This is a genomic window from Caulobacter sp. RHG1, assembly GCF_013181195.1.
In the GTDB taxonomy this organism is placed as follows: Bacteria; Pseudomonadota; Alphaproteobacteria; order Caulobacterales; family Caulobacteraceae; genus Caulobacter.
Map to the genome: position 1 here is coordinate 44392 of NZ_SMZP01000004.1, position 22090 is coordinate 66481.

Sequence of the window (22090 nt, forward strand, 5' to 3'; positions counted from 1 at the left end):
AACGCCGGGGGAGATTATGATCTCGCGTCGGGATAGTATGACTCACGCGTGTGAGCTTTTTGGAGCTGTTGGATGAAGGTTTCAGGCACGGGGAGCGTAGGAGCGGCCGGCGCATCGCGGGCCAAACCGGCCGGCGGTTCGTCGTCGAGCTTTTCGCTGCCCTCGGTCAACGCCGCCAGCGGCGCGGCCAGCACGGCTGCAGTCGGCGGCCTGTCGGGCGTCGGCTCGGTCGACGCCCTTCTGGCCCTGCAGGAGACCGGCGCGGTCGGCAATCCGCTGGAACGCAAGAAGCGCGCGGTGCGCCGCGCCGACCAGATCCTGGACATCCTGGGCGAGGTTCGCGTCGCGATGATCGACGGCGACATCTCTCACAGCACGCTGGACCGCCTGACCCGCGCCATCCGCGAGCAGCGCGAGAATACCGACGACCCGAAACTTGAGGGCGTCCTCAACGAGATCGAGACCCGCGCCGCGGTCGAGCTGGCCAAGCTTCAGAGCCAAGGCCGCTGACCATGAGCGGGGGCAGGGAACCAAATTGGTTTTCTTGCTGCCACGCTTCGCCGGTTCGCGCGTTTTACACCTGTCGTCGTCGCGGTCTGGGGCCCCGCACGGGAGCGGCGCGTGCTGAACGCGCTACTCACGCGAGGTTCATTGAACGCGGCTCACCTTTTGGTATAAGCACCCGCCCGTTTCGGGCTGCGTTCATTGGGGCGTGAGGCGTTAATGCAAACGGCCACTGTTCTAGTCGAAGAGTCTGGGTATCGTCCTTCCGAGGACGAGCCTTTTATGAACGACCGGCAGCTTGAGTATTTCAAGAACAAGCTGCTGGCCTGGAAAGAGGAAATCCTCCGCGAATCTCGCGAGACGGTTGCTCATCTCCAGAAAGAAACCGAGAACCACGCCGATCTAGCCGATCGCGCGTCCTCGGAAGCTGATCGTACGCTCGAGCTTCGTACCCGCGATCGCCAACGGAAGCTGATTTCCAAGATCGACCAGGCCCTGCGCCGAGTCGAGGATGGCTCCTATGGCTATTGCGAGGAGACGGGGGAGCCGATCGGTCTGGCCCGACTGGATGCTCGCCCTACGGCGACCATGAGTGTCGAGGCCCAGGAACGCCACGAGCGCCGCGAACGCGTCCACCGCGACGACTAAGCGACACTCAGGCGACTATGTGTTTCGAACGGCCCGGGGTGGGGAGCCCCGGGCCGTTTTTGTTTCAGCCTATTGGGTCAGGTCCAGGACGACGCGGCCTTCGATCTGACCCTTGTGCATGCGCGCGAAGACGTCGTTGACGTCATCCAGGCGGGCGGTGCTGATCGTCGCCTTGACCTTGCCGTCGGCGGCGAAGTCCAGCGACTCCTGAAGATCCAGGCGCGTGCCGACGATCGAGCCGCGCACGGTCACGCCGTTCAGCACCATGTCGAAGATCGACAGTGGGAAGTCGCCGGGCGGTAGGCCGTTCAGGGCCACGGTGCCGCCGCGCGAGACCATGCCCAGCGCCTGGCGGAAGGCGATCGGCGAGACGGCCGTGACCAGTACGCCCTGCGCGCCGCCCGAGGTCTGCTTCTTGATCTCGGCGGCCGGGTCCTGGCTGGTCTTGGCGTTGACGGTGACGGTCGCGCCCAGCTGGCGGGCCAGGTCGAGCTTGGCGTCGTCGATGTCGACGGCGGCGACGTTCATCCCCATGGCCTTGGCGTACTGCACGGCCATGTGGCCCAGGCCGCCGACGCCGGAGATCACCACCCAGTCGCCGGGCTTGGTGTCGGTGACCTTCAGGCCCTTGTAGACCGTGACCCCGGCGCACAGCACCGGCGCGATCTCGTTGAAGCCGATCTCTTTCGGCAGATGGCCGACGAAGTTGGGATCGGCGACGACATAGTCGGCGAAGCCGCCGTTCACGGAGTAGCCGGTGTTCTGCTGGCTCTCGCACAGGGTCTCCCAGCCGCCCAGGCAGTGCTTGCAATAGCCGCAGGTGCTGTAGAGCCACGGCACGCCGACGCGGTCGCCCTCCTTGACGTGCTTGACCCCGGCGCCGACGCCGGAGACGAAGCCGACGCCCTCGTGGCCCGGGATGAACGGCGGGTTCGGCTTGACCGGCCAATCGCCCTCGGCGGCGTGCAGGTCAGTGTGGCAGACGCCCGAGGCCTGGATGCGGACCTGGATCTGGCCGGGACCGGGCTCGGGGATCGGCGCGTCCTCGATGACCAGCGGCTTGCCGAATTCGCGCACGACGGCGGCCTTCATCGTCTTGGCCATGGGCGGAGTTCCTTTCTCGTTTCCTCTGCGGACAGGCTCGGCCGCGGGGACCGGCGCGGCTAGACGGGCGGGCAGGGGAGGGGCGCGAAGCGTCGCAGAACTGCGACAGTCCGGCGGGCGACAAACAGCGTTGTGTCGAACGTCAAGTTGCCCCCTAACCTTGCTCAACGGTTGGAGGTCGCCGCTTGAGCTTCTTTGAGAGTCTGCTGGTCCTGCTGTTGGCGGCGGTTCTGCTGCTACAGGTGTCGCGTCGACTGACCGTGCCCTATCCGACCATGCTGGCCGCCGCCGGCGTCTGTATCGCCCTGGTCCCGGGCGCGCCGCGCATCTCGCTGGAGCCGCACACCACCCTGGCGCTATTCCTGGCTCCGGCCCTGGTCGACGCGGCGTTCGACTTCCCGGTCGGCGACGCGCGCAAGCTGTGGCGGCCGCTGTTCGCCCTGGCGGTGATGGCGGTGGTGTTCAGCGCCGGCGCAGTGGCCTGGCTGGGCGTGACCATGGCCGGCTTACCGATCGCCGCGGCTCTGGCGCTGGGCGCGATCGTTGCGCCGCCGGATGCGGCCGCCGCCACCGCCGTCCTCAGCAGCGTGCGGATGCCGCGCGGCTCGATCGCGGTGCTGAAGGGCGAGAGCCTGTTGAACGACGCCTCGGCCCTGCTGCTGTTCTCGGCGGCCCTGGCCTTCCAGGCGCGGGGCGAGGTCGATGGCGACCTGGCCTGGCGGCTGGCCCTGGCCGCGCCGGGCGGCGTGCTGCTGGGCGTGCTGCTGGCCTACGTCCTGCGCGCGCTCAACCCGCTGGTCAGCGGCACCCTGGGTGGCAACGTCCTGGAGTTCGTCACCGCCTTCGGCGTCTGGGTGGTCGCCGAGCGGCTGGGCCTGTCGCCCGTGCTGTGCCTGGTCGCCTTCGCCATGACCATCGCCCGTCGGGCCGGCCTGCGCACGCCGCCCCGGATGCGGATCCACAGCTTCGCGGTCTGGACCTCGGCGGTGTTTTTCCTGAACGTCCTGGCCTTCCTGCTGATGGGGCTGCAGGCGCGGATCATCCTGGCCGACATGAGCCGCGAACGACTGGTCGAGGCGGCCGGCTTCGCTGGCGCGGTGATCGCCTGCCTGATCGTCGTGCGGATGGCCTGGGTGCTGATCTACATCCGCCTGGCCCAGCTGATCCCCAACCTGCGCGGCGGCTATAAGCCCAACCTCCGCCACGGGGTGCTGGTCGGCTGGTGCGGCATGCGCGGTCTGGTCACTCTGGCGACCGCCTTCGCCCTGCCGGCCGACTTCCCGCAGCGCGACCTGGTGGTGCTGACCGCCTTTGCGGTGGTGTTGGCCACCCTGGTCATCCAGGGCCTGACCCTGTCGCCGCTGGTCAAGCTGCTGGGCCTCGATGGCGAGACCGGGATCGACGCCGAACTGGTCCGTGTGCGCGCCGACCTCGCCGCCGCCGCCCTCAAGGCGCTGGAACACGACCAGGGCGAAGCCGCCGACCACTGGCGCTTCCGCTTCGCCGCCGTGCCCGCCGGCTTCCCGCCCGCGACCGGTCTGCTGGAAGCCCGCTGCACGCTGGGCCTGAAGGCGATCGCCCGCCAGCGCGTCCGCCTGGAGGAGCTGCGCGACGAACAGATCGTCGGCGCCGACGCCTTCCTGATCGTGCAGGAGGAACTGGACTTCGAAGAGGTCTCGATCAGTCGCGACGACCAGCGCCAGATCGAGGAGAGTTAGGGCGGTAAACTACGGACGCCTTAGCGGTAATTTTATCTAAGGTTGTGCATCGTGCTGTCATGCACGCACCCAAAGCCCTTGGCCTCCTTCTGGTGCAGGTCGTCGTCCTCATCCTCCAGATGATCCCACCGATCGGGATCGTGCTGATGATGCTGGCGGCGCCGTTCTGGTCGATCTTGCTGGTGAACGGCGCCTTTATCGGCATCGCGATCGAGGCGGCTAAGATACCTGGAATGCGGCGTTGGCTGATTTTGCCGGTGCTTTGGTTCGGGAGCTACGCGGCGTGGGTTGGCGTCAGCGAATATATGGACATGCGTGCGCTCAAACGCGCTGAGGCAGGCAGCAGCATTGGGCCGGCGCTGTTCGACCCTCGCACACAGGCGCTGGTGCTACGTGGCGACAAGGTCGACCGTTCGGACCCAGACAATCGCGCGGACTGGTTCGTCGCCCATACGAGCTTGCCCTCAGTCTTCCAGCGCGATGCGACGTTTCCCGATGTGCGCTATTCCGCCGTTCGTCTGGCGTCGATGGACCAGTGCAAAGGGCTAAGCAAGGCGGGCGAGGGGGCAAACGACGCCGGGGTGCAACACGTGCGGATCTGGGCGGCGAGACAATCTGGCGGCAAAACCAGGCAGCGTGAATTTGACAAGAGGGTCTGTGTTTGGTCGGGGCCCGAGATCCCAACGATGCCCACAGCTGAAGTCACGTTCGAGCGATCTGACGATGAGCAGCGAGATGTAACCATCACCATTTCTGCCGCAAATGGGCTCCGTAAAGTGCTGCGAGCGTCGGACAAGGTTCCTAGATCTTGGATTCCCTTGCCCATCTTGGGTTGTGGCCTCAACAGCGGCAACAATTCTTGGGATTGCAAGTTTGGGTTCATGCCCGCCCTGGACTGGTCGCTTAGCGGGCGTGACAAAGATTTGGAGGCGAGTAACCGCTTGGCCGCCCGGGCGCTGGGGCTGCAATTGATCGCGCCCGCCGATCGCAGGCCAGTCGACCGTGCTGTCATCGAGGCGGCCGACAGATTGTCGAGGGATAGGGCCGCGCGTTTGGAGCTTGTCGCCTTGGATCAGATTTTGGCTGAGCCTGGCGTGTCGGCGCCTTGGCCGAGGCTTGGCAACCTGGCCCAGCGACCCGGCCTGCTAGGTGACCGCTTGGAGCCCGCCATGGCATTGGTGGAGAAGGGGCAGAGGACGGGAAGCGGTGCAGCCTACGACAATGCCCGCGCAGTCTTTGGCATGTTCCAGAACCTGCCGAAACCGATCCAGGCGCCATACCAAGCCCGCCTCAAAGCGCTGGGCGTCGTGGACGAAAATTTCACGTCTTGGGAAGAGCGGCAGCGCAGGTTGCAACGATAGAACTCACCACATTGTCTTGGCTGCCCGCTCCGGCCACTCCTTGTCGTAGGACTCGCCGCCGACCTCGCCGGCCGTGACCGCGGCCAGCATGGCGCCGGGCGTGGGCAGGCTGGCTGCCGCGACCTGGCTCTCCGGTTTCCACAAGCCTGAGCGGACGATGGCGCGGGCGCACTGGAAGTAGGCTTCCTCGACCGTGACGACCATCACCGTGCGCGGCGGCTTGCCGTCGACGGCGAAGCTGGTCAGCAGGTCCGGATCGGCGCTGAGCACCGCGCGGCCGTTGACGCGGAAGGTCGTGCCCGAGCCCGGGATCAGGAACAGCAGCGCCACGCGCGGGTCACGGACGATGTTGCGCAGGCTGTCGATGCGGTTGTTGCCGCGTCGGTCGGGCAGCATCAGGGTTTTGCGGTCGGCGATGCGGACGAAGCCGGGCAGGTCGCCGCGTGGGCTGCAGTCCAGGCCCTCGGGGGCGACGGTGGCCAGGGCCACGAAGGGGGAGGCCTCGATCAGCGCGGCATAGTGCGGGGTGATGTGGTCGGTGACCTTGACGGTCGAGGCGGCGACGGGGGCGGGCCGGTACAGCGCCTCGAGCGCTTCCAGCGTGGTGATCTCGTGCATCGCAGCCTCCCGCCCTCCACTCTAGGGGGTGGGCAGGCCGACGTCCACGCAGGCGGCCGCCAGGTGGCGGCGCGAGATCGGCTTGTCGACGATCGGCTTGACCTGGCCTCGAAGCTGATCGGCGTTGCCGGTGACATAGACGACCGGAATGCGACCCAGAAGCCGCTGGATGGCCTCGACGGCCTCAAGCCCCGTGCCGCCGACGATGCGATAGTCGGCCGTGATCAGGTCGGGCGGATGGGCCGTGGCCATGGCCAAGGCGTCCGCCGGACTGTCGGCGAAATCAAAACTCGTGAAGCCCATCTCCGCCAGAAGGGCCTCGACCTCGAACGCGACGAGGATTTCATCCTCGATAATCAACACGTGTCGGGCCTTCGCGTGCTCGGTCATTCACCGCGCCTTCGTCTTCGTCCCAACTGTTACTTCAAGGGTGCTGCGTAAATAATCGCCAATCGCGTTTTCGTGATCGGTGTGAACGCACTGGTTGTGTGGCGCCGCTTGGCTGCGCGGCGGCGGAAAGCAGGCTATGCAGGGGCAAAACAAACAATACGCAGGAACGCCCCCATGCCCTCTGACCTCAAGCCCTTGATCCTCACCGAGAAGCGCGGCCACGTGGCCATCCTCACGCTGAACCGCCCCGAGGCGATGAACGCCCTGGGCGCGCCCGGCGATGGCGACCAGGTGGCGGCCGCCTGCGAGGCGATCAACGATGACCAGGATATCCGCTGCGTGATCCTGACTGGCGCGGGCAAGGCCTTCTCGGCCGGCGGCGACGTCAAGGCGATGAAGGCCCGTGAAGGCGCGTTCGGCGGCAACGGCGTGGCCGTGCGCGATGGCTATCGCAAGAACATCCACCGCATCGTCCGCGCCATCTACGGCCTGGAGGTCCCGTCGATCGCGGCGGTCAACGGCGCGGCGATCGGCCTGGGCTGCGACGTGGCCTGCATGACCGACATCCGCATCGCCGCCGACACCGCCAAGTTCGGCGTCACCTTCCTGAAGCTGGGCCTGATCCCCGGCGATGGCGGCGCCTGGCTGATGCCGCGCACGATCGGCATGAGCCGCGCGGCCGAACTGCTGTTTACCGGCGACGTCATCGACGCGGCCAAGGCGGCCGAGTGGGGCCTGGTCAGCAAGTCGGTACCGGCCGACACGCTGATGGACGAGGCCCTGGCCCTGGCTAACCGCATCGCGCAGCAGCCGCCGCACGCCCTGCGCATGGGCAAGAGCCTGCTCAAGCACGGCCAGACGGCCAGCTACGACACCTTGATGGAGATGAGCGCGGCCGCCCAGGCCATCGCCCACCACACCGAGGACCACATGGAAGGCGTCGACGCCATCCTCGAGAAGCGACAACCGAAGTTCGAAGGCAAGTAGGCATGGGTAAGGAAGCAAGCGGCGTCTGGGGGCAACTGTCCGAGGGCGACAGCGAGGGCAAGCTGCTGTGGGAGCCGCCCAAGCTGATTTTCCGCGGAGCCTATCGCGGCATCTACCAGGGCCATGCCCTCAAGCAGGTGCGGGCCGAAGGCGATGACCTGGTGCTGCGCGACGGCACGCGCTTCACGCTAGAGCCGGGCCAAGCCGAGGCCTGGGTCCACGCGATCCAGAACCCGCCCACGCGTCTGGACAAGCTGGGCGTGAAGGCCGGCATGACCGTGGTGATCGACGGGGTGGAGGACGAGGCGTTCCTGGCCGAGCTGGAAACCCGCGTCGAACCGGTCGAGGCCGACGAAGGCGTCGAGCTGCTGTTCCTGGCCGCCGAGGACCTGGCCGATCTCGACCGTCTGGAGGACTGGGCTGGCGCCCTGGCCGACCAGGGCGCGGTCTGGGTCGTGGCCGAGAAGGGCAAGGGCGCGCCGCTGAAGGACGCCGAGATCCTGGAGGCCGCGCGCGGCCTGGGGTTCGTGGACACCAAGGTGTGCGCGTTCTCGACGACGCATATGGCGCTGCGGTTCGTGGTGCGGAGGGGGTGAGAGATGCTCCCCCGCGATGCGGGGGAGCTGTCGCGGAGCGACTGAGGGGGCTAATGCGGCTGGTGTCCAGCTAGCCCCCTCCGGCCCTCTGGGCCACCTCCCCCGCATCGCGGGGGAGGATCATCACGCCGACGCCACTTTCGGTTCGCCTGCTTCCCGCTCCGCCAGCAGTCGCCGCTGCTCCGCCTGGCTCCGATACAGGAAGTCATACGGCAGACCCAGTCGCACGCTCGCCTGGCTGGGCGGGCTGGACTTGATCGGGATCTTCTCGGCCAGCTTCCCGGCGGCTTTCAGCGACAGGGCGTCGAAGGTCGTCAGGTCATACTCGCGGCCCAGCGCCAGCTTCTCACGCACGATCGGCGGCAGTAGCGACACCGACGCCCGGGCCAGGACCTTGTGCAGGAACTTCGGCGCGGCCGGCGCAGCCTTGCCCGACTGGATGATGTCCAGAAACTCGCCGACGATCGGGTGCGGCTCGAAGCGCGGCGCCAGCTTGTCCATCATCGCCATGAAATCGGCCTGGCTGCCGGGCGAATACTTCACGCCGTAGAGCCGGGCGATCGGATGGGCCTCCTCGTAGAACCGGGTCTTCTCGGCCTCGCTCAGCGGCGCGACGAAGCGGTCATAGGCGTTGAGGAAGCCGTAGCCGGCGGTGGCGCTGACCCAATCCAGAAGCTCGACGTCCAGCGCCTTGTAGGCCTCGCCCTTGGGTGTCTCGCCGATCACGCGGGCATGCATGTTGGTGACGCCCTGGATCACCCGCCGCGCGGCGGCTTGCGGGCCGTAGACCCCGACCATGGCGGCGATGCCGGTGCGCTTGGAGCGACCGATCGGATCGACCTTGTAGGTCGAGTGGTCCCAGACGCCCGAACGGATCCGCGCATCGGCGAACTCCAGCAGCACGGCCGCCACGCCGCCGACCGCCAGGGCGATCGGGTTCTTGTAGACCCGCCAGTGCACCGAGCCCGGCTCCAGATAGGCGGGCTCGCCCGGTGGGTTGGCGTAGTCGATCTTCCAGCCCAGGTACGAGGACGGTGCAGCCATGCGGGTCTCCTTACCCTTCAAAGGTCGGAGAGCCCGCGGACGGTTGCAACCTATCAGATCCGATAGGGAAGCTAGGCCGCCTTCGCCAAGGTTCCGGTCTTCCGCCCGAACTGCATCACCCCGTCGTCGACCTTGCCGAAGCGCAGGGCCATCAGGTCCAGGGCGTAGTTCTGGTGCGCCTTCCACGGCTTGCGCAGGCCCTGCTTGGGGAACTGGTCCATCGAGCGGGTGACGTAGCCGGACGAGAAGTCCAGCCACGGCGCGACCTCCATCTCGCCGTCCAGGCGCGGGACGCAGTAGTCGACGCCGGTGCGGTCCAGGGTGTTGAGCAGGCGGCAGACATATTCGCTGGTCAGATCCGCTTTCAGCGTCCAGCTGGCGTTGGTGTAGCCGAAGGCCGAGGCCAGGTTCGGCACGTCGCTGAACATCATGCCCTTGTAACTCATCGACTGGGCGAGGTTGGCCACGAGGCCGTCGACCACGACCTCCATGCCGCTCAGCAACTGCAACTGCAGGCCGGTGGCGGTGACGATGACGTCGGCCGGCAGGGTCTTGCCCGACTTCAGCAGGATGCCATCCTCGGTGAAGGTCTCGATATGGTCGGTGACTACCGAGCTGGATCCGGCCTTGATCGAGTCGAAGAGGTCGGCGTCGGGCACCAGGCACAGGCGTTGGTCCCAGGGATTGTAGCGCGGCGTGAAATGGGTCGCGACGTCGTAGTCCGGGCCCAGTTGCTCGCGAACCAGGCCGATCAGACGCTCCTTGGTCTTCTCCGGCTTCTTGCGGGCCAGGTTGAAGAACAGCATCGACAGCAGGACGTTCTTCCAGCGCGTAAAGCCGTAGGCGGTCATCGGCGGCAGCTTGGCGCGCAGCCAGTTGGCCAGGCCGTCCTCGGCGGGACGCGACACCACATAGGTCGGCGAGCGCTGCAACATGGTGACGTGGCCGGCGGTCTTGGCCATCTCCGGCACCAGGGTGACGGCGGTGGCGCCGCTGCCGATGACCACCACCTGCTTGCTGGCGTAGTCGAGGTCCTGGGGCCAGTGCTGCGGGTGGACGATACGGCCCTTGAAGCGGTCGCTTCCGGCGAAGTCCGGCGTGTAGCCGGCCGAATAGCGATAATAGCCCGAGCACATGTAGAGGAAGCCGCAGCTGAACTGCACGACTTGGCCGTCATGCTCGGCTTCGACCGTCCAGGTCGCCGTCTCGGTGGACCAACTGGCGCGCTTGACCAGGTGCTTGAAGCGGATGTGGCGGTCGACGTCGTTCTCGCGCGCGGTCTCGCGAACATAGGACAGGATCGACGGGCCGTCGGCGATGGCCTTGGCGGCCTTCCACGGCTTGAAGCTGTAGCCCAAGGTGTACATGTCGCTGTCCGACCGGATGCCCGGATAGCGGAACAGGTCCCACGTGCCGCCAATCGCCTCGCGGCCTTCCAGGATCGCGTAGCTCTTGCCCGGGCAATGCTTCGTCAGGTGATAGGCCGCGCCGATCCCTGACAGCCCCGCGCCCACGATCAGTACGTCGACATGTTCCATGGTCCCGCGTCCTCCCCGTTTCGCCATCCCTCAGTTGGCCTGAAGTGACGGTATGTGAACAGTGTTCACCAACAGACGACCGTTTTGACCATACGTCAACTGTGGCGGCTGTCCCCTGGCCGTGCGCGATGCTGCGGGCAGGACGCACGGTTGCGTGCCGAGGTTCTGAAACACCATCCAGGGTGGAAATATAAACAACCGGATTTATCGGTCGATAAAACGAATTCGCGCGGACTTTTCGATGAAAGGTCTGTCATCGACGATACGCAAAAGAGAGCGATCTTCTCCCATCCGGTAGCGCCTCTCCATGTCCAGTTCGCCTGCTTCTCCGATCACCGCGGTCATCTTCGACTGGGCGGGTACGGTCATCGACTTCGGGTGCATGGCGCCGGTCGTCGCCTTCCGGGCGGCGTTCGCCGAGACAGGGTTCGAGATCTCCGAGGCCGAAGCGCGCGAGCCGATGGGCGCGGCCAAGCGCGAGCATATCGCGATGATCCTGGCGGCGACGGACGTCCAGGCCCGCTGGCTCGGTCGCTTCGGTGCGGCCTCGACCGAGGCCTCGATCGACGACCTCTACGCCCGCTTCCTGCGTCTGGACGCCCAGAGCACCACTGAGCATAGCGGCCTGATCCCGGGCGCGCTGGACACCCTCGCGGCGCTCCGCGCGCGCGGCGCCGGCATCGGCAGCACCACCGGCTATCCGCGCGAGATCATGGATCGGATCCTGCGGCTGGCCGCCGCTCAGGGCTATGCGCCCGACAGCTGCGTCACGGTCAGCGACGTCGAGCGGGGTCGCCCCTGGCCGGACATGGTGCAGGCCGCCGCCGCCGAGCTGGGCGCGGCTGATCCCGCGCGCTGCGTCGTCGTCGACGACAGTCCGACGGGCCTTGAAGCCGCTCGCAAGGCCGGCATGTGGGCGGTCGGCGTCTCGGCCAGCGGCAACGAGGTCGGCCTGCCGCTCGAGGTTTGGACCGCCCTCGGCGTCGCCGACCGCGCCCAACGTCTCGAGCGCGCCACGCAGCGTCTGCACGACGCCGGCGCGCACGTCGTCGTCGAGAGCATCGCCGACCTTCTCCCCGTCATCGACACGATCCAGCAGCGCCTCGACGCCGGCGAGCGGCCGTGATGACGCCCTGGACCTATCGCAATCCGGTGCGGGTCAGTTTCGGCTGGAACGCCCTGGACGGGATCGCTGATCTGCTGGCCGGACGCGCCTACGCCCTGGTCACCCATCCCGATCCGCCGCTGGCGCCGCATGTCGAGCGCCTGATCGCGCGAGCCGGCGCGCCGGTCGCCGTCGTCGACCAGGTCCAGCCCAATCCGTCGCTGGCGATGCTGCAGGGGGCTTGCCAGCAATTGCAGGTCGCGAGCCAGCCGGCGCAGGTGCTGGTGGCGTTGGGCGGCGGGTCGGTGATCGACACCGCCAAGTTCCTGGCCGCGGGGGCAGGGGACTGGAGAAGCGTCGCCGACCACCTGCGCGACGGCGCGCCGCTGACGACCGCAGCCCTGCCGATCCTCGCCATTCCAACCACCGCGGGCACTGGCAGCGACGTCACGCGCTGGGCCACCATCTGGGATCCCGAACATGCCCGAAAGCTTTCTCTGGCGCGCGATGACCTTTACCCTGAAGCGGTGCTGGTCGACCCGGCGCTGACGGTCGCGCTGCCCTGGAGCGTGACCCTGGCCAGCGGCCTGGACGCGCTGTCGCACGCCCTGGAAAGCCTCTGGAACGTCAACGCCAACCCGATTTCGCGCGGCCTGGCCGTGGCGGCGGCGCGCGACATCCTGGCGGGTCTGGCTGGCCTGCGCGCCAACATCGGCGACCTTGATGCGCGTGAACGGATGTCGCTGGGCGCCCTGCGCGCCGGGCTGGCCTTCTCCAACACCCAGACGGCCCTGGCGCATAACATCTCCTACGCCATCACCCTGGAGCAGGGCGTGGCCCATGGCCTGGCCTGCTCGTTCTGCCTGCCCGACGTGATGGAGGCGGCGCTGGGCGCCGACCTGCAGTGCGACGCGGCCTTGGCCCAGATCTTCGGCGACCTGTCCGAAGGCAGCGCCCGCCTGCGCGCCTTCCTGGCCAGCATGGGCGTGTCGACCGACTTCCAGGACTACGGCCTGACGCCCGAGCGCTGGCTGGCCCTGGTCACCGAGGCGTCTGAAGGCCCTCGCGGCCGCAACTTCATCGGCGCCCTCGCGCGCTTCCCGTTCCCATCGCCCGCCGCCTCCTCGCGCGCTGGCGTCCAAGCCTGACGAGCCCGCCATGAAGACGAACTCGGTTTTGCAGACGGACGCCCTGGTCCGCCTGGATCACATGCCCTGGACGAAGTTCCACACCGGCCTGACCATCGCGCTGGGCCTGGGCTGGGCGCTGGACTCGTTCGAGACCAACATCATCGGCAGCGTCATGGGCGCGCTGCGCCAGGAGTGGGGCTTGTCGGCCGCACAGGGGTCGATAACGGTCAGCGTCTGGGTCGTGGGCATGCTGATCGGCGCGATCGGCTTCGGCTATCTTGCCGACCGCTTCGGCCGCAAGAAGCTCTTCCTGACGACCCTGCTCTGGTACGCGGTCTTCAGCCTGGCCTCGGCCTTCGCGCCCAACTACGAGGTCTTTCTGGTCCTGCGCTTCCTGACCGCATTGGCGGTCGGCGGCGAATATTCGGCCGTTACCGCGACCATGGGCGAGTTCTTCCCCAAGAAGCATCGCGGTCGCACGGACGCCCTGATCCTGTCGGGCTTTCCGCTGGGGGCCATGGCCTCGGCCGGGGTGTCGTGGTGGCTGCTCAACACCCTGCCGCATGACCTGGCCTGGCGGATCGGCCTGGGCCTGGGCGCGACCCTGGCGATCTTCTTTCTGTGGGCCCGCAACAAGATCCCGGAGTCGCCGCGCTGGCTATTGCAGCAGGGCCGCGTCGAGGAGGCCGAGGCCATCGTCGAGATGGTGGCCGGTACGGCGACCAAGCCGGCCGACATCGAGCAGGCGCGCCGCCGATACCCGGCCGTCGATTTCGCCGTTCAGTCGGCCCAGTTCTGGCGCAATGTCCGCGACCTTGCCGGCCGGTTCCGGGCCCGGTGCGGCCTGGCCAGCGCGCTGAACTTCTCGCAGGCCTCGGTGGTCTACGGCGTGCTGGCGCTGATGGCCCTGGTCATCCTGCCCTATATGAAGGTGCCGGCTGCCGACCTGCCCCTGTACTACTTCTGGGGCAACGCCGCCGCGCTGGCGGGCGGCCTGACGGGGGCCTACGCGGTCGAGGCGATGGGGCGCCGCCGTTCGCTGGTCGCCAGCTACGGCCTGACCCTGCTGGCGATCGTGCCGCTCTACGCCTTCAAGACTTTGCCCGGCATGGTCGGCAGCTACTGCCTGATCCAGTTCGGGGTCACCTGGGCCTATATCACCGCCTATGTCGTGGCCTCGGAGATCCTGCCCACTCACGTCCGCGCCACGGGCCTGGGCGTCTCGGTGGCGATCGGACGGCTGGGGGCGATGCTGGCGCCGCTGATGCTGACCTGGGCCTTCCAGGCCACCGGCACGCCGGCCGGGGCGCTGATCATCCTGATGGTCCTGGCCGCGCCGGGACCGATCGCGGCCCTGATCTGGTGGCGACTGGGCGCCGAGACCCGCAACGTCTCGCTGGAAGAGGGCAGCGAGCCGGTCGCGGCCTGAGCCCGACCCTTTCGCTCTGCTCAGGAGGCGGCGGCAGTCTTGCCGCCGCCTTTTCCCGTTTTCGTCTGCCGCAGCGTGTCGAAGAAGGCGGCCAGGATCCGGCTGCGCCGACGCTCGCGAAGGCAGCAGACATAGATGTGGGTCTGGATCGGCGCGCCGGTGATGGGCAGCGGATGCAACTGCTCGTCCGGGACATATTCCGACTCCGACACCAGGCCGATGCCCAGGCCTCGGATCACCGCCTCGCGGATCGCCTCGCGGCTGCCGATGTCCATGGCCACGCGCGGCGTGGCCCCGATCGTGGCGAAGCCTTCCTCCACGGCTCGTCGCGTGGTCGAGCCGCGCTCGCGCATCAAGAGCTTCTCCTTGGCCAGGTCGGCCAGTTCGATGGTCTTCAGCGCCGCCAGCCGGTGATCGCGCCGCACGAAGGCGATCACCGGGAAGCTGGCATAGTGCTGCAAAGAATAGCGGTCGTCGTCAGTGTCGTGGGCCAGCACGCCGATGTCGCAGCCATAGCTGACCAGCTCCTGCAGCACCGCCTCTGAATTGCCCAGAGCCATCGAGAGGTAGACCTCCGGATAGCGTGCGTTGAACGCTTCGATCATCTCGATGACGTGAAACGGGCTGACGGCCCCGATCTTCAGCGCGCCGCTGCGCAGGTCGGCGCTGTCCTTCAGCATCATCGCCGCATCGTCTTCCAGACCGACCATCTGGTGGGCGATCTGCAACAACTCGTGGCCGACCTGGGTCAGCTCGATGCGCCGGCCGCGTCGCTCGAACAGCCGCACGCCGTGCTCGTCCTCCAAAGCCTGGATCTGCGAGGTGATGGTCGTCTGACTCACCTTCAGCACCCGCGCGGCGGCGGTGAAGCCATTGTGGCGGGCCACGGCGATGAAGCTGCGCAGCTGGATCAGGGTCACGCGATCAATCCAACGAAATTATCGTTCGATATACCGGTAAGGCACGGAGCATACGAAGACAACAAGGTCACACAGCGCCTCTATTTCCTTCCTCGACAAGGCAGAGACCGAAAGGAGCGCCGCCGGCGGCTGCTCCTGAGGCGACGCCCATCCGTCTAGGAATTTCAGGGGCTGAAATGATCTATCGTCATTCCATTCTGTGCGGCGCGGCGCTGACCGTGCTGGCCACGGCCGCTCATGCGCAGGCCGTCTCGCAACCTGCCGACGCCGTCGAAGCCATCGTCGTCACCGGCACCAACCTGCGCCAGACGGTCGAGGGCGCGCTGCCGGTGACCGTCATCGACGCCTCGGACATCGCCCTGCGCGGCGGCTCCACCGGGGCGGACCTGTTCGCCACCCTGCCGTCGGCCGGTCCGCCGTCGATCAACGAGGCGACCATCGCCTCGCAAGGCGCGCGCGGCGACGTCGCCTCGATCGACCTGCGCGGCATCGGCGCGGGCAGCACCCTGATGCTGATCAACGGCCGCCGCATGGCGCCGCACCCGTTGTCGGGCACCGACCAGGGCGTGCCGGCTCTGTCGCCCAACGCGAACGTCATCCCGACCGCGCTGCTGTCGCGGGTCGAGGTGCTGCGCGACGGCGCCTCGGCCATCTACGGCGCCGACGCCGCGGCGGGGGTCATCAACAGCATCATCGTTCCGACGGGCGAGGGCGGCCGGGTCAGTGTCGACGCCGCCTCCACCCAGCACGGCGGCGCCAACGAATACCGTCTGACCGCCGCCAACAACTTCAAGGTCGGCCGGACCTCGATCAGCGTGTCGCTGGACTATTTCAAGCGCAGCCAGCTCCTGTTCGGCGGTCGCGACTGGGGCTCGCAGAGCGACCTGCGCCGTACGCGCAAACTGCCGGCGCCCTGGAACGGCCTGGCGGTGACCAACCCGGCGACGGGCGCTGCCTTCGCTCTCGACAACGACCTGGATAACGGCAGCACGATCAACCACTACGGCCAGTATCGCCGCGGCTTCATCCAGTCGGACTTCCTGACCTTCAACGGCGCGCGGCCCGACGGCAATCGCGGGATCTCGACCACCGGCGCGCCGGCGGGCGGCGTCGCCACCATGGCGGCTGACGGCACCTTCTTCCTCTATCCGGACGCGGCCGGGGCGGTGAACTTCAAGCAGACCACGCCATCGCGGAACCTGGGCAGTCCCGAGGACGAATATTACGACAACCGCCTGCCGCATCGCACCCTTATCCCCGGCCTGGACCGTGTCACCGGCGCGGCCTTCGTCGAGCACGAGTTCAACGACAACCTGACCTTCTTCGGCGACGTGCTGTTCACCGGCTCCCGCGCCCGCAGTCAGCGGGAAGAAGCCAACATGCAGAACGTCAACGAGCCGGGCCTCTATATCCCCGCTTCCAACCCCTACAATCCGTTCGGCGTGCGCTTCTATGACACCCTGGGCCGGGCCAATGCCGACGGCACGCCGCGTATCCTGGGGACACCCGCCGACGTCACCATCGTGGCCGGCCTGATCCCGCCGGGCACCAAGCAGCGCTTCATCCAGGTCGACTCGCGCTTCTTCCGCGCGCTGGGCGGCCTGCGCGGCCGGATCGGCGAGCGCTGGACCTGGGAGAGCGGCCTCTTGGTCTCGGGCGCCCACAGCCACGAGAGCGAAGAGAACATCTATCGCGAGTCCTTGCTGCGCCAGGCGCTGAACCGCACGGACGCCACCGCCTACAATCCCTTCCCGGTGACCTTCAAGGTCGTGAACAACCAGGTCGTGGTCGACAAGGCGTTCGTGAACCCCAGCTCGGTCACCGAGCCGATGTACGACACCGACAACCGCTACGGCGAAACCCGGATCATCACCTGGGACGCCAAGGCGGCGGGCGAGCTGTGGCAGCTGCCCGGTGGCGGCGGTCGCCTGCAACTGGCCGTCGGCGCCGAGGCGCGCTGGGAAAGCTATCACGCCTGGAAGGCGCCCTATGCGGGCCTGAACCCGGCCGGCTCGGGGGCGCAGTTCCCGTATCTGCGCGATGACGACAACGACTTCATCGCCATGAGCCCCAACGCCGACATCGACGCCCAGCAGAACGTGCAGTCGGCCTATGCCGAGGTCGCCCTGCCGCTGGTGACGGCCGCCAACCGCTTGCCGCTGGTCGAGCGCCTGGAGCTGGGCGCGGCCGTGCGCCACGAGCGCTTCTCGATCCACGGCGAGAGCACCACGCCCAAGTTCAGCGTGCTGTGGGCCCCGGTCGAATGGCTGAAGCTGCGCGCCTCTTACAACCAGTCGTTCCGCGCCCCGAACCTGGCGCAGACCAACACCACGCCGCTGCTACGGGTGAACTACACCGCCGACCCGTACCGCTATGCGGCCACCAACGCCGCCGTCGACAACAGCGGTCCGCGCCGCACCTTCCGTCAGGGCAACGACACGCTGGAACCGGAAAAGGCCAAGAACTGGGTCGCCGGCTTTGTGCTGGACGCCCCGGGCTTCCTCAGCGGCCTGTCGCTGACCGCCGACTACTGGCGCATGGAGCAGCGCGACGCCATCACCGCCCTCGGCAACGCCCAGGTGCTGGCCCTGGACGAACTGGCGCTGGACCTGGCCACCAAGGCGGCCCTGGCCTCGGGCAAGACCATCGATCAGATCGATCTGGGCGCTGGGACCTCGGCCTATGCCGGCAGCAACCGCGTCACCCGTCGCGCCCCGACCGACGCCGACCGCGGGACCTTCGCGGCCTACAACGCCGCCCAGCCGACCAACGCCACCAAGCGCGCGGCGGTGGGCGAGATCACCAGCCTGATCAACGACTATATCAATCTGGGCTCGCGCCGCCTGGCCGGCGTCGATATCGGCTTCCGCTATCGCTTCCCCGAGTTCGGCCTTGGCCAGTTCACCCTGCGCGGCGAGGCCACCCGCAACCTGCAGCGCGACGAAGAGCTGGCCGACGACGGCGTGGTCATCGACGACCTGGGCAAGAACGGCCGCGCCAAGTGGATCGGCAACGCCGCGCTGAACTGGCGCCATGGCGGCTGGTCGGCGGACTGGTTCGCGACCTACTACGGCGCCAGCGCCGACACCTCGGCGGCCACGACCCAGGCCATCTACGACGCCCTGGGCAAGCCCAAGAGCATCGTCGAGGTCAACGACAACGGCGTCATGCGCTACTACATGCGCGTCAAGCCGGCGGTGCTGCATAACCTGCGGGTCGCCTATGCGTTCGGCGAGCGCGACGGCGCGGGCAAGGCGCTGAACACCGTCACCCTGGGCGTGGCCAACGTGTTCGACGCCAAGCCGCCCGTTGCGGACGAGGACGAGGGCTTCTTCGTCGGCACCGTCAATCCGCGTGGCCGCCAGTTCCGCCTGCGCTACGACCGCCGCTTCTAACAAGCCTCAGAGGACGCCGACCATGACTCCGCGCCGCGCCGTGCTGCTGCCGATGCTGTTCCTGCTGCTGGGAGCCCTGTCGGCCAGTCCGGCCGGCGCTGCCGACGGCCGTCATCCGGTCCTGATGGTCTCGATCGACGGCCTGCGGCCCGACGTGGTGCTGCAGGCCGACAAGCACGGCCAGAAGATCCCGGTGCTGCGCGGCCTTCTGCGCGAGGGCAGCTACGCTCAGGCCGTGATCAATGTGAACCCGACGGTGACCAATCCCAACCACACCACGCTGGTGACCGGGGTGCTGCCGGCCGAGCACGGCATCTACAACAATCGGCCGTTCGCGCCGACGGAGAAGGGCGGAGCGGGCTACAGCGCCTATTCCCAGATCAAGGCCCAGACCCTGTGGGGCGCTGCCAAGGCGGCGGGCCTGACGACCGCCAGCCTGTTCTGGCCCGTCACCGGCGGTGCCAGCGACATCGACTTCAATCCCCGTGAGGGCTCCGACGAGGACGACGCCAAGATCGCCGACGACGCCGTCGCTCTGATCGAGACCAAGCGTCCCGACCTGCTGACGGTGCACTTCGTCTCGCTGGACCACGAAGCCCACAAACATGGCGCGGACAGCGTCGAGGCCAGGGCCGTCCTGGAACGCATCGACACCGCACTGGGCCGGGTCATCGCCGCCCAGCGAAAGGCCGACCCCGACAGCGTCGTCGTGGTCGCCTCCGACCATGGCTTCGCCGACCTGTCCCACACGATCAACCTCAACGTCGCGCTGGTCGAGGCGGGGTTCATCACTGTGGACGCCGCCGGCGGGGTGCAGTCGTGGACGGCCTTCGTCTGGTACGTCGGCGGTTCGGCGATGGTGGTGCTGCGCGATCCCGCCGACGCCGCAACGCGCGATCGCCTGTCGGACCTGCTGCGCAAGCTCGCGAAAGATCCGGCGAACGGGATCGAGCGCGTGTACGCCCGCGCCGAGATCGCCGGCCTGGGCCTCGCCCCCGAAGCTGAGATGGTGGTGGCCCTGAAGACCGGCTACCGCATGGGAACGGCGCTGGAGGGACCGCTTCTGGCCTCCGCCAGCGGGGGTGGGCACGGGGCCTTTTCGACCCGCACCGTGCGGCCGGACATGCGCTCGGCCTTCTTCATGACCGGCCCCGGCGTCGCCGCCGGCCAGAACCTCGGCGTCATCGACATGCGCCAGATCGCGCCGACCGTGGCCAGGGCGCTGGGCGTCTTGCTGCCAGCCGCGCGATCGCCGGCGCTGGCCAAGGGGTATCGCTGAACGGGAGACGCCTCGGATCGCGAGGCGTCAAATATGTGCATTTGGCGATCCCCTACAAAACCAGCGTGCTAAAGGGACAGCCCAAACCTGCACGAACAAGCTCTTATGTCCCTGCGCGACTTCGGTCTTCTGGTCCTGATCTGCCTGGTCTGGGCCGGTAACAACATCATCTCGAAGATCGTGGTCGCCCACTGGGGCGTGCCGCCGCTGTTCTATGCGTCCGTGCGCTTCGCCTTGGTCATGCTGGCGACCCTGCCGTGGCTGTTGCCCGCGCCGCGCCCGACCTGGCGGATCGTAGTCGTGGCGCTCTTGATGGGGGCGGGGAACTTCGCCCTACTGTTCATGGGCTTCAAGACCGCCTCGCCGTCAGCGGCCTCGGTGGTGATCCAGCTGGGCGTGCCGTTCACGACCCTGCTGTCGGTGCTGATGCTGGGCGAGAAGATCCATTGGCGGCGCGGGGTGGGGATCGCCCTGACCCTGGCCGGCGCGGTGACGGTGATGTGGAGCCCCAAGGGCCTGCAGCTGTCGCCCGGCCTCTGGCTGATCGCTGCGGCCGCCCTGGCCGGCTCGCTGGGGGCTGTGATGATGAAGCAGGTTCAGGGCGTGAAGCCTTTGCAGTTTCAGGCCTGGGTCGGCTTCTCGTCGGTATGGCCGCTGGCGGCGATGAGCAGCTTCATGGAGCCGGGGCAGGTCTCGGCGGGGCTGGCCGCCGGCTGGCCCTTCGTCGTGGCGGTGGTGTTCTCCGCCCTGGTGGTTTCGGTCGTGGCGCACACGGCCTATTACGGGCTGATCCAACGCTATGAGGCCAACCTGATCGCGCCCCTCACCCTGTTGACGCCGCTGTTCACCATCGCCTTGGGCGTCGTGGTCACCCACGACCACTTCGACCTGCGGATGGGGATCGGCGCGGCCCTGGCCTTGTTCGGCGTTCTGATCATCGCGCTGCGGCGGAATCAGGTCATGCCGCTACTGATGTCGATCCGGAACCGCGCCCAATGAGTCTCACCTTCATCGAGGCCCCGTCGCCCAATTTCGATGCCCGCAAGGCCGTGCCCGACACCGTGGTGCTGCACTACACCGGCATGGAGACCGGCGAGGCGGCGATCGAGCGTCTGCGCGATCCCGAGGCCAAGGTCTCGGCTCACTACTGCGTCGAGGAAGACGGCCGCATCGTCCGCCTGGTGCCTGAGGAGCGCCGCGCCTGGCATGCCGGCGCGGCCTTCTGGAAAGGCGTCAAGGACATCAACTCGGCCTCGATCGGCATCGAGATCGTCAATCCCGGTCACGAGTTCGGCTATCGCCCGTTCCCCGAGGCCCAGGTCGCGGCAGTGATCAACCTGCTGGCCGACGTGCGCTCGCGCTGGATGATCCCCGACAGTCGCATCCTCGGTCACTCCGACGTCGCCCCCGCCCGCAAGATCGATCCGGGCGAACTCTTTCCCTGGCAGCGCCTCGCCGAGAGCGGTCACGGCCTGTGGATCGAGCCGCCGCCATCGCCCGGCGCACCGCTGGGCCAGGGCGAGGAGGGGACCGGTGTCTTCGCGCTGCAAGCGGGCCTCACCCGCCTGGGCTTCGACTGCGCCCCGACCGGCAAGTACGACGAGTGGACCACGACGGTGGTCGGCGCCTTCCAGCGTCACTGGCTGCAGACCCGCTTCGACGGCGTCGCCGATGGCGAGACGCGCGCGCGCCTGGTCGGCCTGCTGCGGGCGGCGGCCGAGTAATGCACCCGGACAATCGCTTCCGCGTCGAGGATCGCGCGGTCCTGCTGGACTTCCTGCGCGCCCATCCGTTCGTGACCATCGCCGCGTCCGCTGGCGGCCGGCCGTTCGTGGTCCAGAGCCCGGTCGTGATCCGCGACCTGGACGGCGAGATCGCGCTCGACTTCCACCTGTCGCGCGGCAACGTCCTGACGCCGCACCTTACGCAAGGCTTCCGGGCGGTGGTGCTGGCCACGGGCCTCGACGCCTATATCAGCCCCGACTGGTATGCGGGCGCCGACCAGGTCCCGACCTGGAACTACCAATCCGTCGAGGCCGAAGGCTCGGTCGCTCCGCTGAACGACGAGGAACTGGTCGCCCTGCTCGACGACCTCTCGGCCCAGGAAGAGTCGCGCCTGCTGCCCAAGACGCCCTGGACTCGCCACAAGATGAAGCCCGGCAAGTTCGAAGCCATGCTGCGCGGCATCCAGGGTGGCCGCCTGTTCGTCGAGCGCCTGGGGGGCACGTTCAAGCTCTCCCAGAACAAGAGCGACGCCGACCGCCTGGGTGCGGCGACGGGCCTGGGCGATCATCCGATCGCGGAACTGATGCGCCAGGGTTGAC

The 22090-nt window shown here is 67.7% G+C and carries 20 protein-coding genes; 14 read left to right on the forward strand and 6 right to left on the reverse strand.

The features are described 5' to 3' along the window. Positions 1-72: 72 nt before the first annotated feature. Positions 73-510: a flagellar assembly protein FliX gene (locus E1H18_RS11305; protein WP_172267875.1), complete on the forward strand. Its 438-nt coding sequence runs from the start codon at positions 73-75 to the stop codon at positions 508-510. A 213-nt stretch (positions 511-723) separates the two neighbouring features. Further along, positions 724-1152 (forward strand): RNA polymerase-binding protein DksA, encoded by a 429-nt coding sequence (gene dksA, locus E1H18_RS11310; protein ID WP_172267878.1) that lies wholly within the window; start codon positions 724-726, stop codon positions 1150-1152. 69 nt (positions 1153-1221) lie between these two features. Here dksA and adhP read toward each other — a convergent pair whose 3' ends face one another. Further along, on the reverse strand, positions 1222-2256 hold the full coding sequence (gene adhP, locus E1H18_RS11315) for an alcohol dehydrogenase AdhP (protein WP_172267881.1): 1035 nt from the start codon (positions 2254-2256) through the stop codon (positions 1222-1224). A 185-nt stretch (positions 2257-2441) separates the two neighbouring features. Here adhP and E1H18_RS11320 point away from each other — a divergent pair, with 185 nt between their 5' ends. Continuing rightward, on the forward strand, positions 2442-3974 hold the full coding sequence (locus tag E1H18_RS11320; RefSeq protein WP_172267884.1) for a sodium:proton antiporter: 1533 nt from the start codon (positions 2442-2444) through the stop codon (positions 3972-3974). A gap of 59 nt (positions 3975-4033) precedes the next feature. Beyond that, positions 4034-5335 carry a hypothetical protein gene (locus tag E1H18_RS11325; protein WP_206679056.1) on the forward strand — a complete coding sequence of 434 codons (1302 nt, stop codon included), beginning with the start codon at positions 4034-4036 and terminating at the stop codon, positions 5333-5335. A gap of 3 nt (positions 5336-5338) precedes the next feature. On the opposite strand, the gene E1H18_RS11330 is transcribed toward E1H18_RS11325, so the two are convergent. Together E1H18_RS11330 and E1H18_RS11335 are read right to left on the reverse strand one after the other, a co-directional pair. Beyond that, positions 5339-5953 carry a pyridoxamine 5'-phosphate oxidase family protein gene (locus E1H18_RS11330; RefSeq protein ID WP_172267889.1) on the reverse strand — a complete coding sequence of 205 codons (615 nt, stop codon included), beginning with the start codon at positions 5951-5953 and terminating at the stop codon, positions 5339-5341. Between the two features lie 21 nt (positions 5954-5974). Next, positions 5975-6343: a response regulator gene (locus E1H18_RS11335; protein WP_172267891.1), complete on the reverse strand. Its 369-nt coding sequence runs from the start codon at positions 6341-6343 to the stop codon at positions 5975-5977. A gap of 174 nt (positions 6344-6517) precedes the next feature. Between E1H18_RS11335 and E1H18_RS11340 the strand changes: the two genes are divergently transcribed. Continuing rightward, positions 6518-7330 carry a crotonase/enoyl-CoA hydratase family protein gene (locus tag E1H18_RS11340; protein ID WP_172267893.1) on the forward strand — a complete coding sequence of 271 codons (813 nt, stop codon included), beginning with the start codon at positions 6518-6520 and terminating at the stop codon, positions 7328-7330. Positions 7331-7332: 2 nt separating this feature from the next. Beyond that, positions 7333-7926 carry a DUF3052 family protein gene (locus E1H18_RS11345; RefSeq protein ID WP_172267895.1) on the forward strand — a complete coding sequence of 198 codons (594 nt, stop codon included), beginning with the start codon at positions 7333-7335 and terminating at the stop codon, positions 7924-7926. A gap of 123 nt (positions 7927-8049) precedes the next feature. Here E1H18_RS11345 and E1H18_RS11350 read toward each other — a convergent pair whose 3' ends face one another. After that, entirely contained in the window at positions 8050-8970 is a 921-nt protein-coding gene (locus E1H18_RS11350; protein WP_172267896.1) for an oxygenase MpaB family protein, read from the reverse strand. A gap of 71 nt (positions 8971-9041) precedes the next feature. Further along, on the reverse strand, positions 9042-10508 hold the full coding sequence (locus E1H18_RS11355; protein WP_172267898.1) for an NAD(P)/FAD-dependent oxidoreductase: 1467 nt from the start codon (positions 10506-10508) through the stop codon (positions 9042-9044). Positions 10509-10815: 307 nt separating this feature from the next. Between E1H18_RS11355 and phnX the strand changes: the two genes are divergently transcribed. From phnX to E1H18_RS11370, 3 genes are read left to right on the forward strand one after another with little or no spacing between them, the layout of a single operon-like run. Beyond that, positions 10816-11634 carry a phosphonoacetaldehyde hydrolase gene (gene phnX, locus E1H18_RS11360; protein ID WP_172267900.1) on the forward strand — a complete coding sequence of 273 codons (819 nt, stop codon included), beginning with the start codon at positions 10816-10818 and terminating at the stop codon, positions 11632-11634. Beyond that, entirely contained in the window at positions 11634-12761 is a 1128-nt protein-coding gene (gene psrA, locus E1H18_RS11365; protein ID WP_172267901.1) for an iron-containing alcohol dehydrogenase PsrA, read from the forward strand. The genes phnX and psrA overlap by 1 nt, the downstream gene beginning before the upstream one ends. 10 nt (positions 12762-12771) lie before the next feature. Further along, complete coding sequence (locus tag E1H18_RS11370) at positions 12772-14172, forward strand: MFS transporter (RefSeq protein WP_172267903.1); 1401 nt, start codon at positions 12772-12774, stop codon at positions 14170-14172. 20 nt (positions 14173-14192) lie between these two features. Here E1H18_RS11370 and E1H18_RS11375 read toward each other — a convergent pair whose 3' ends face one another. Continuing rightward, the gene (locus E1H18_RS11375; RefSeq protein ID WP_172267906.1) at positions 14193-15092 is read right to left on the reverse strand and encodes a LysR substrate-binding domain-containing protein; all 900 of its coding nucleotides are present in this window, start codon (positions 15090-15092) and stop codon (positions 14193-14195) included. 176 nt (positions 15093-15268) lie between these two features. Here E1H18_RS11375 and E1H18_RS11380 point away from each other — a divergent pair, with 176 nt between their 5' ends. From E1H18_RS11380 to E1H18_RS11400, 5 genes are all read left to right on the forward strand, one after another. Further along, positions 15269-18487 (forward strand): TonB-dependent receptor domain-containing protein, encoded by a 3219-nt coding sequence (locus tag E1H18_RS11380; RefSeq protein ID WP_172267909.1) that lies wholly within the window; start codon positions 15269-15271, stop codon positions 18485-18487. 22 nt (positions 18488-18509) lie between these two features. After that, positions 18510-19766: an alkaline phosphatase family protein gene (locus E1H18_RS11385; protein WP_172267912.1), complete on the forward strand. Its 1257-nt coding sequence runs from the start codon at positions 18510-18512 to the stop codon at positions 19764-19766. Between the two features lie 105 nt (positions 19767-19871). Next, the gene (locus E1H18_RS11390; protein ID WP_172267914.1) at positions 19872-20765 is read left to right on the forward strand and encodes a DMT family transporter; all 894 of its coding nucleotides are present in this window, start codon (positions 19872-19874) and stop codon (positions 20763-20765) included. Beyond that, positions 20762-21490: an N-acetylmuramoyl-L-alanine amidase gene (locus E1H18_RS11395; protein ID WP_172267917.1), complete on the forward strand. Its 729-nt coding sequence runs from the start codon at positions 20762-20764 to the stop codon at positions 21488-21490. The genes E1H18_RS11390 and E1H18_RS11395 overlap by 4 nt, the downstream gene beginning before the upstream one ends. Next, positions 21490-22089: an FMN-binding negative transcriptional regulator gene (locus tag E1H18_RS11400; RefSeq protein ID WP_172267920.1), complete on the forward strand. Its 600-nt coding sequence runs from the start codon at positions 21490-21492 to the stop codon at positions 22087-22089. Before E1H18_RS11395 ends, E1H18_RS11400 begins: the two co-directional genes overlap by 1 nt. The last annotated feature ends 1 nt before the right edge of the window (position 22090 follow it).

Excerpts from the sequence above, each read along its gene's own strand:
- E1H18_RS11305 (WP_172267875.1), top strand. The coding sequence starts at position 73 with ATGAAGGTTTCAGGCACGGGGAGCGTAGGAGCGGCCGGCGCATCGCGG.
- dksA (WP_172267878.1), top strand. The coding sequence starts at position 724 with ATGCAAACGGCCACTGTTCTAGTCGAAGAGTCTGGGTATCGTCCTTCC.
- adhP (WP_172267881.1), bottom strand. The coding sequence starts at position 2,256 with ATGGCCAAGACGATGAAGGCCGCCGTCGTGCGCGAATTCGGCAAGCCG.
- E1H18_RS11325 (WP_206679056.1), top strand. The coding sequence starts at position 4,034 with ATGCACGCACCCAAAGCCCTTGGCCTCCTTCTGGTGCAGGTCGTCGTC.
- E1H18_RS11330 (WP_172267889.1), bottom strand. The coding sequence starts at position 5,953 with ATGCACGAGATCACCACGCTGGAAGCGCTCGAGGCGCTGTACCGGCCC.
- E1H18_RS11335 (WP_172267891.1), bottom strand. The coding sequence starts at position 6,343 with ATGACCGAGCACGCGAAGGCCCGACACGTGTTGATTATCGAGGATGAA.
- E1H18_RS11340 (WP_172267893.1), top strand. The coding sequence starts at position 6,518 with ATGCCCTCTGACCTCAAGCCCTTGATCCTCACCGAGAAGCGCGGCCAC.
- E1H18_RS11345 (WP_172267895.1), top strand. The coding sequence starts at position 7,333 with ATGGGTAAGGAAGCAAGCGGCGTCTGGGGGCAACTGTCCGAGGGCGAC.
- E1H18_RS11350 (WP_172267896.1), bottom strand. The coding sequence starts at position 8,970 with ATGGCTGCACCGTCCTCGTACCTGGGCTGGAAGATCGACTACGCCAAC.
- E1H18_RS11355 (WP_172267898.1), bottom strand. The coding sequence starts at position 10,508 with ATGGAACATGTCGACGTACTGATCGTGGGCGCGGGGCTGTCAGGGATC.
- phnX (WP_172267900.1), top strand. The coding sequence starts at position 10,816 with ATGTCCAGTTCGCCTGCTTCTCCGATCACCGCGGTCATCTTCGACTGG.
- psrA (WP_172267901.1), top strand. The coding sequence starts at position 11,634 with ATGACGCCCTGGACCTATCGCAATCCGGTGCGGGTCAGTTTCGGCTGG.
- E1H18_RS11370 (WP_172267903.1), top strand. The coding sequence starts at position 12,772 with ATGAAGACGAACTCGGTTTTGCAGACGGACGCCCTGGTCCGCCTGGAT.
- E1H18_RS11380 (WP_172267909.1), top strand. The coding sequence starts at position 15,269 with ATGATCTATCGTCATTCCATTCTGTGCGGCGCGGCGCTGACCGTGCTG.
- E1H18_RS11385 (WP_172267912.1), top strand. The coding sequence starts at position 18,510 with ATGACTCCGCGCCGCGCCGTGCTGCTGCCGATGCTGTTCCTGCTGCTG.
- E1H18_RS11390 (WP_172267914.1), top strand. The coding sequence starts at position 19,872 with ATGTCCCTGCGCGACTTCGGTCTTCTGGTCCTGATCTGCCTGGTCTGG.
- E1H18_RS11395 (WP_172267917.1), top strand. The coding sequence starts at position 20,762 with ATGAGTCTCACCTTCATCGAGGCCCCGTCGCCCAATTTCGATGCCCGC.
- E1H18_RS11400 (WP_172267920.1), top strand. The coding sequence starts at position 21,490 with ATGCACCCGGACAATCGCTTCCGCGTCGAGGATCGCGCGGTCCTGCTG.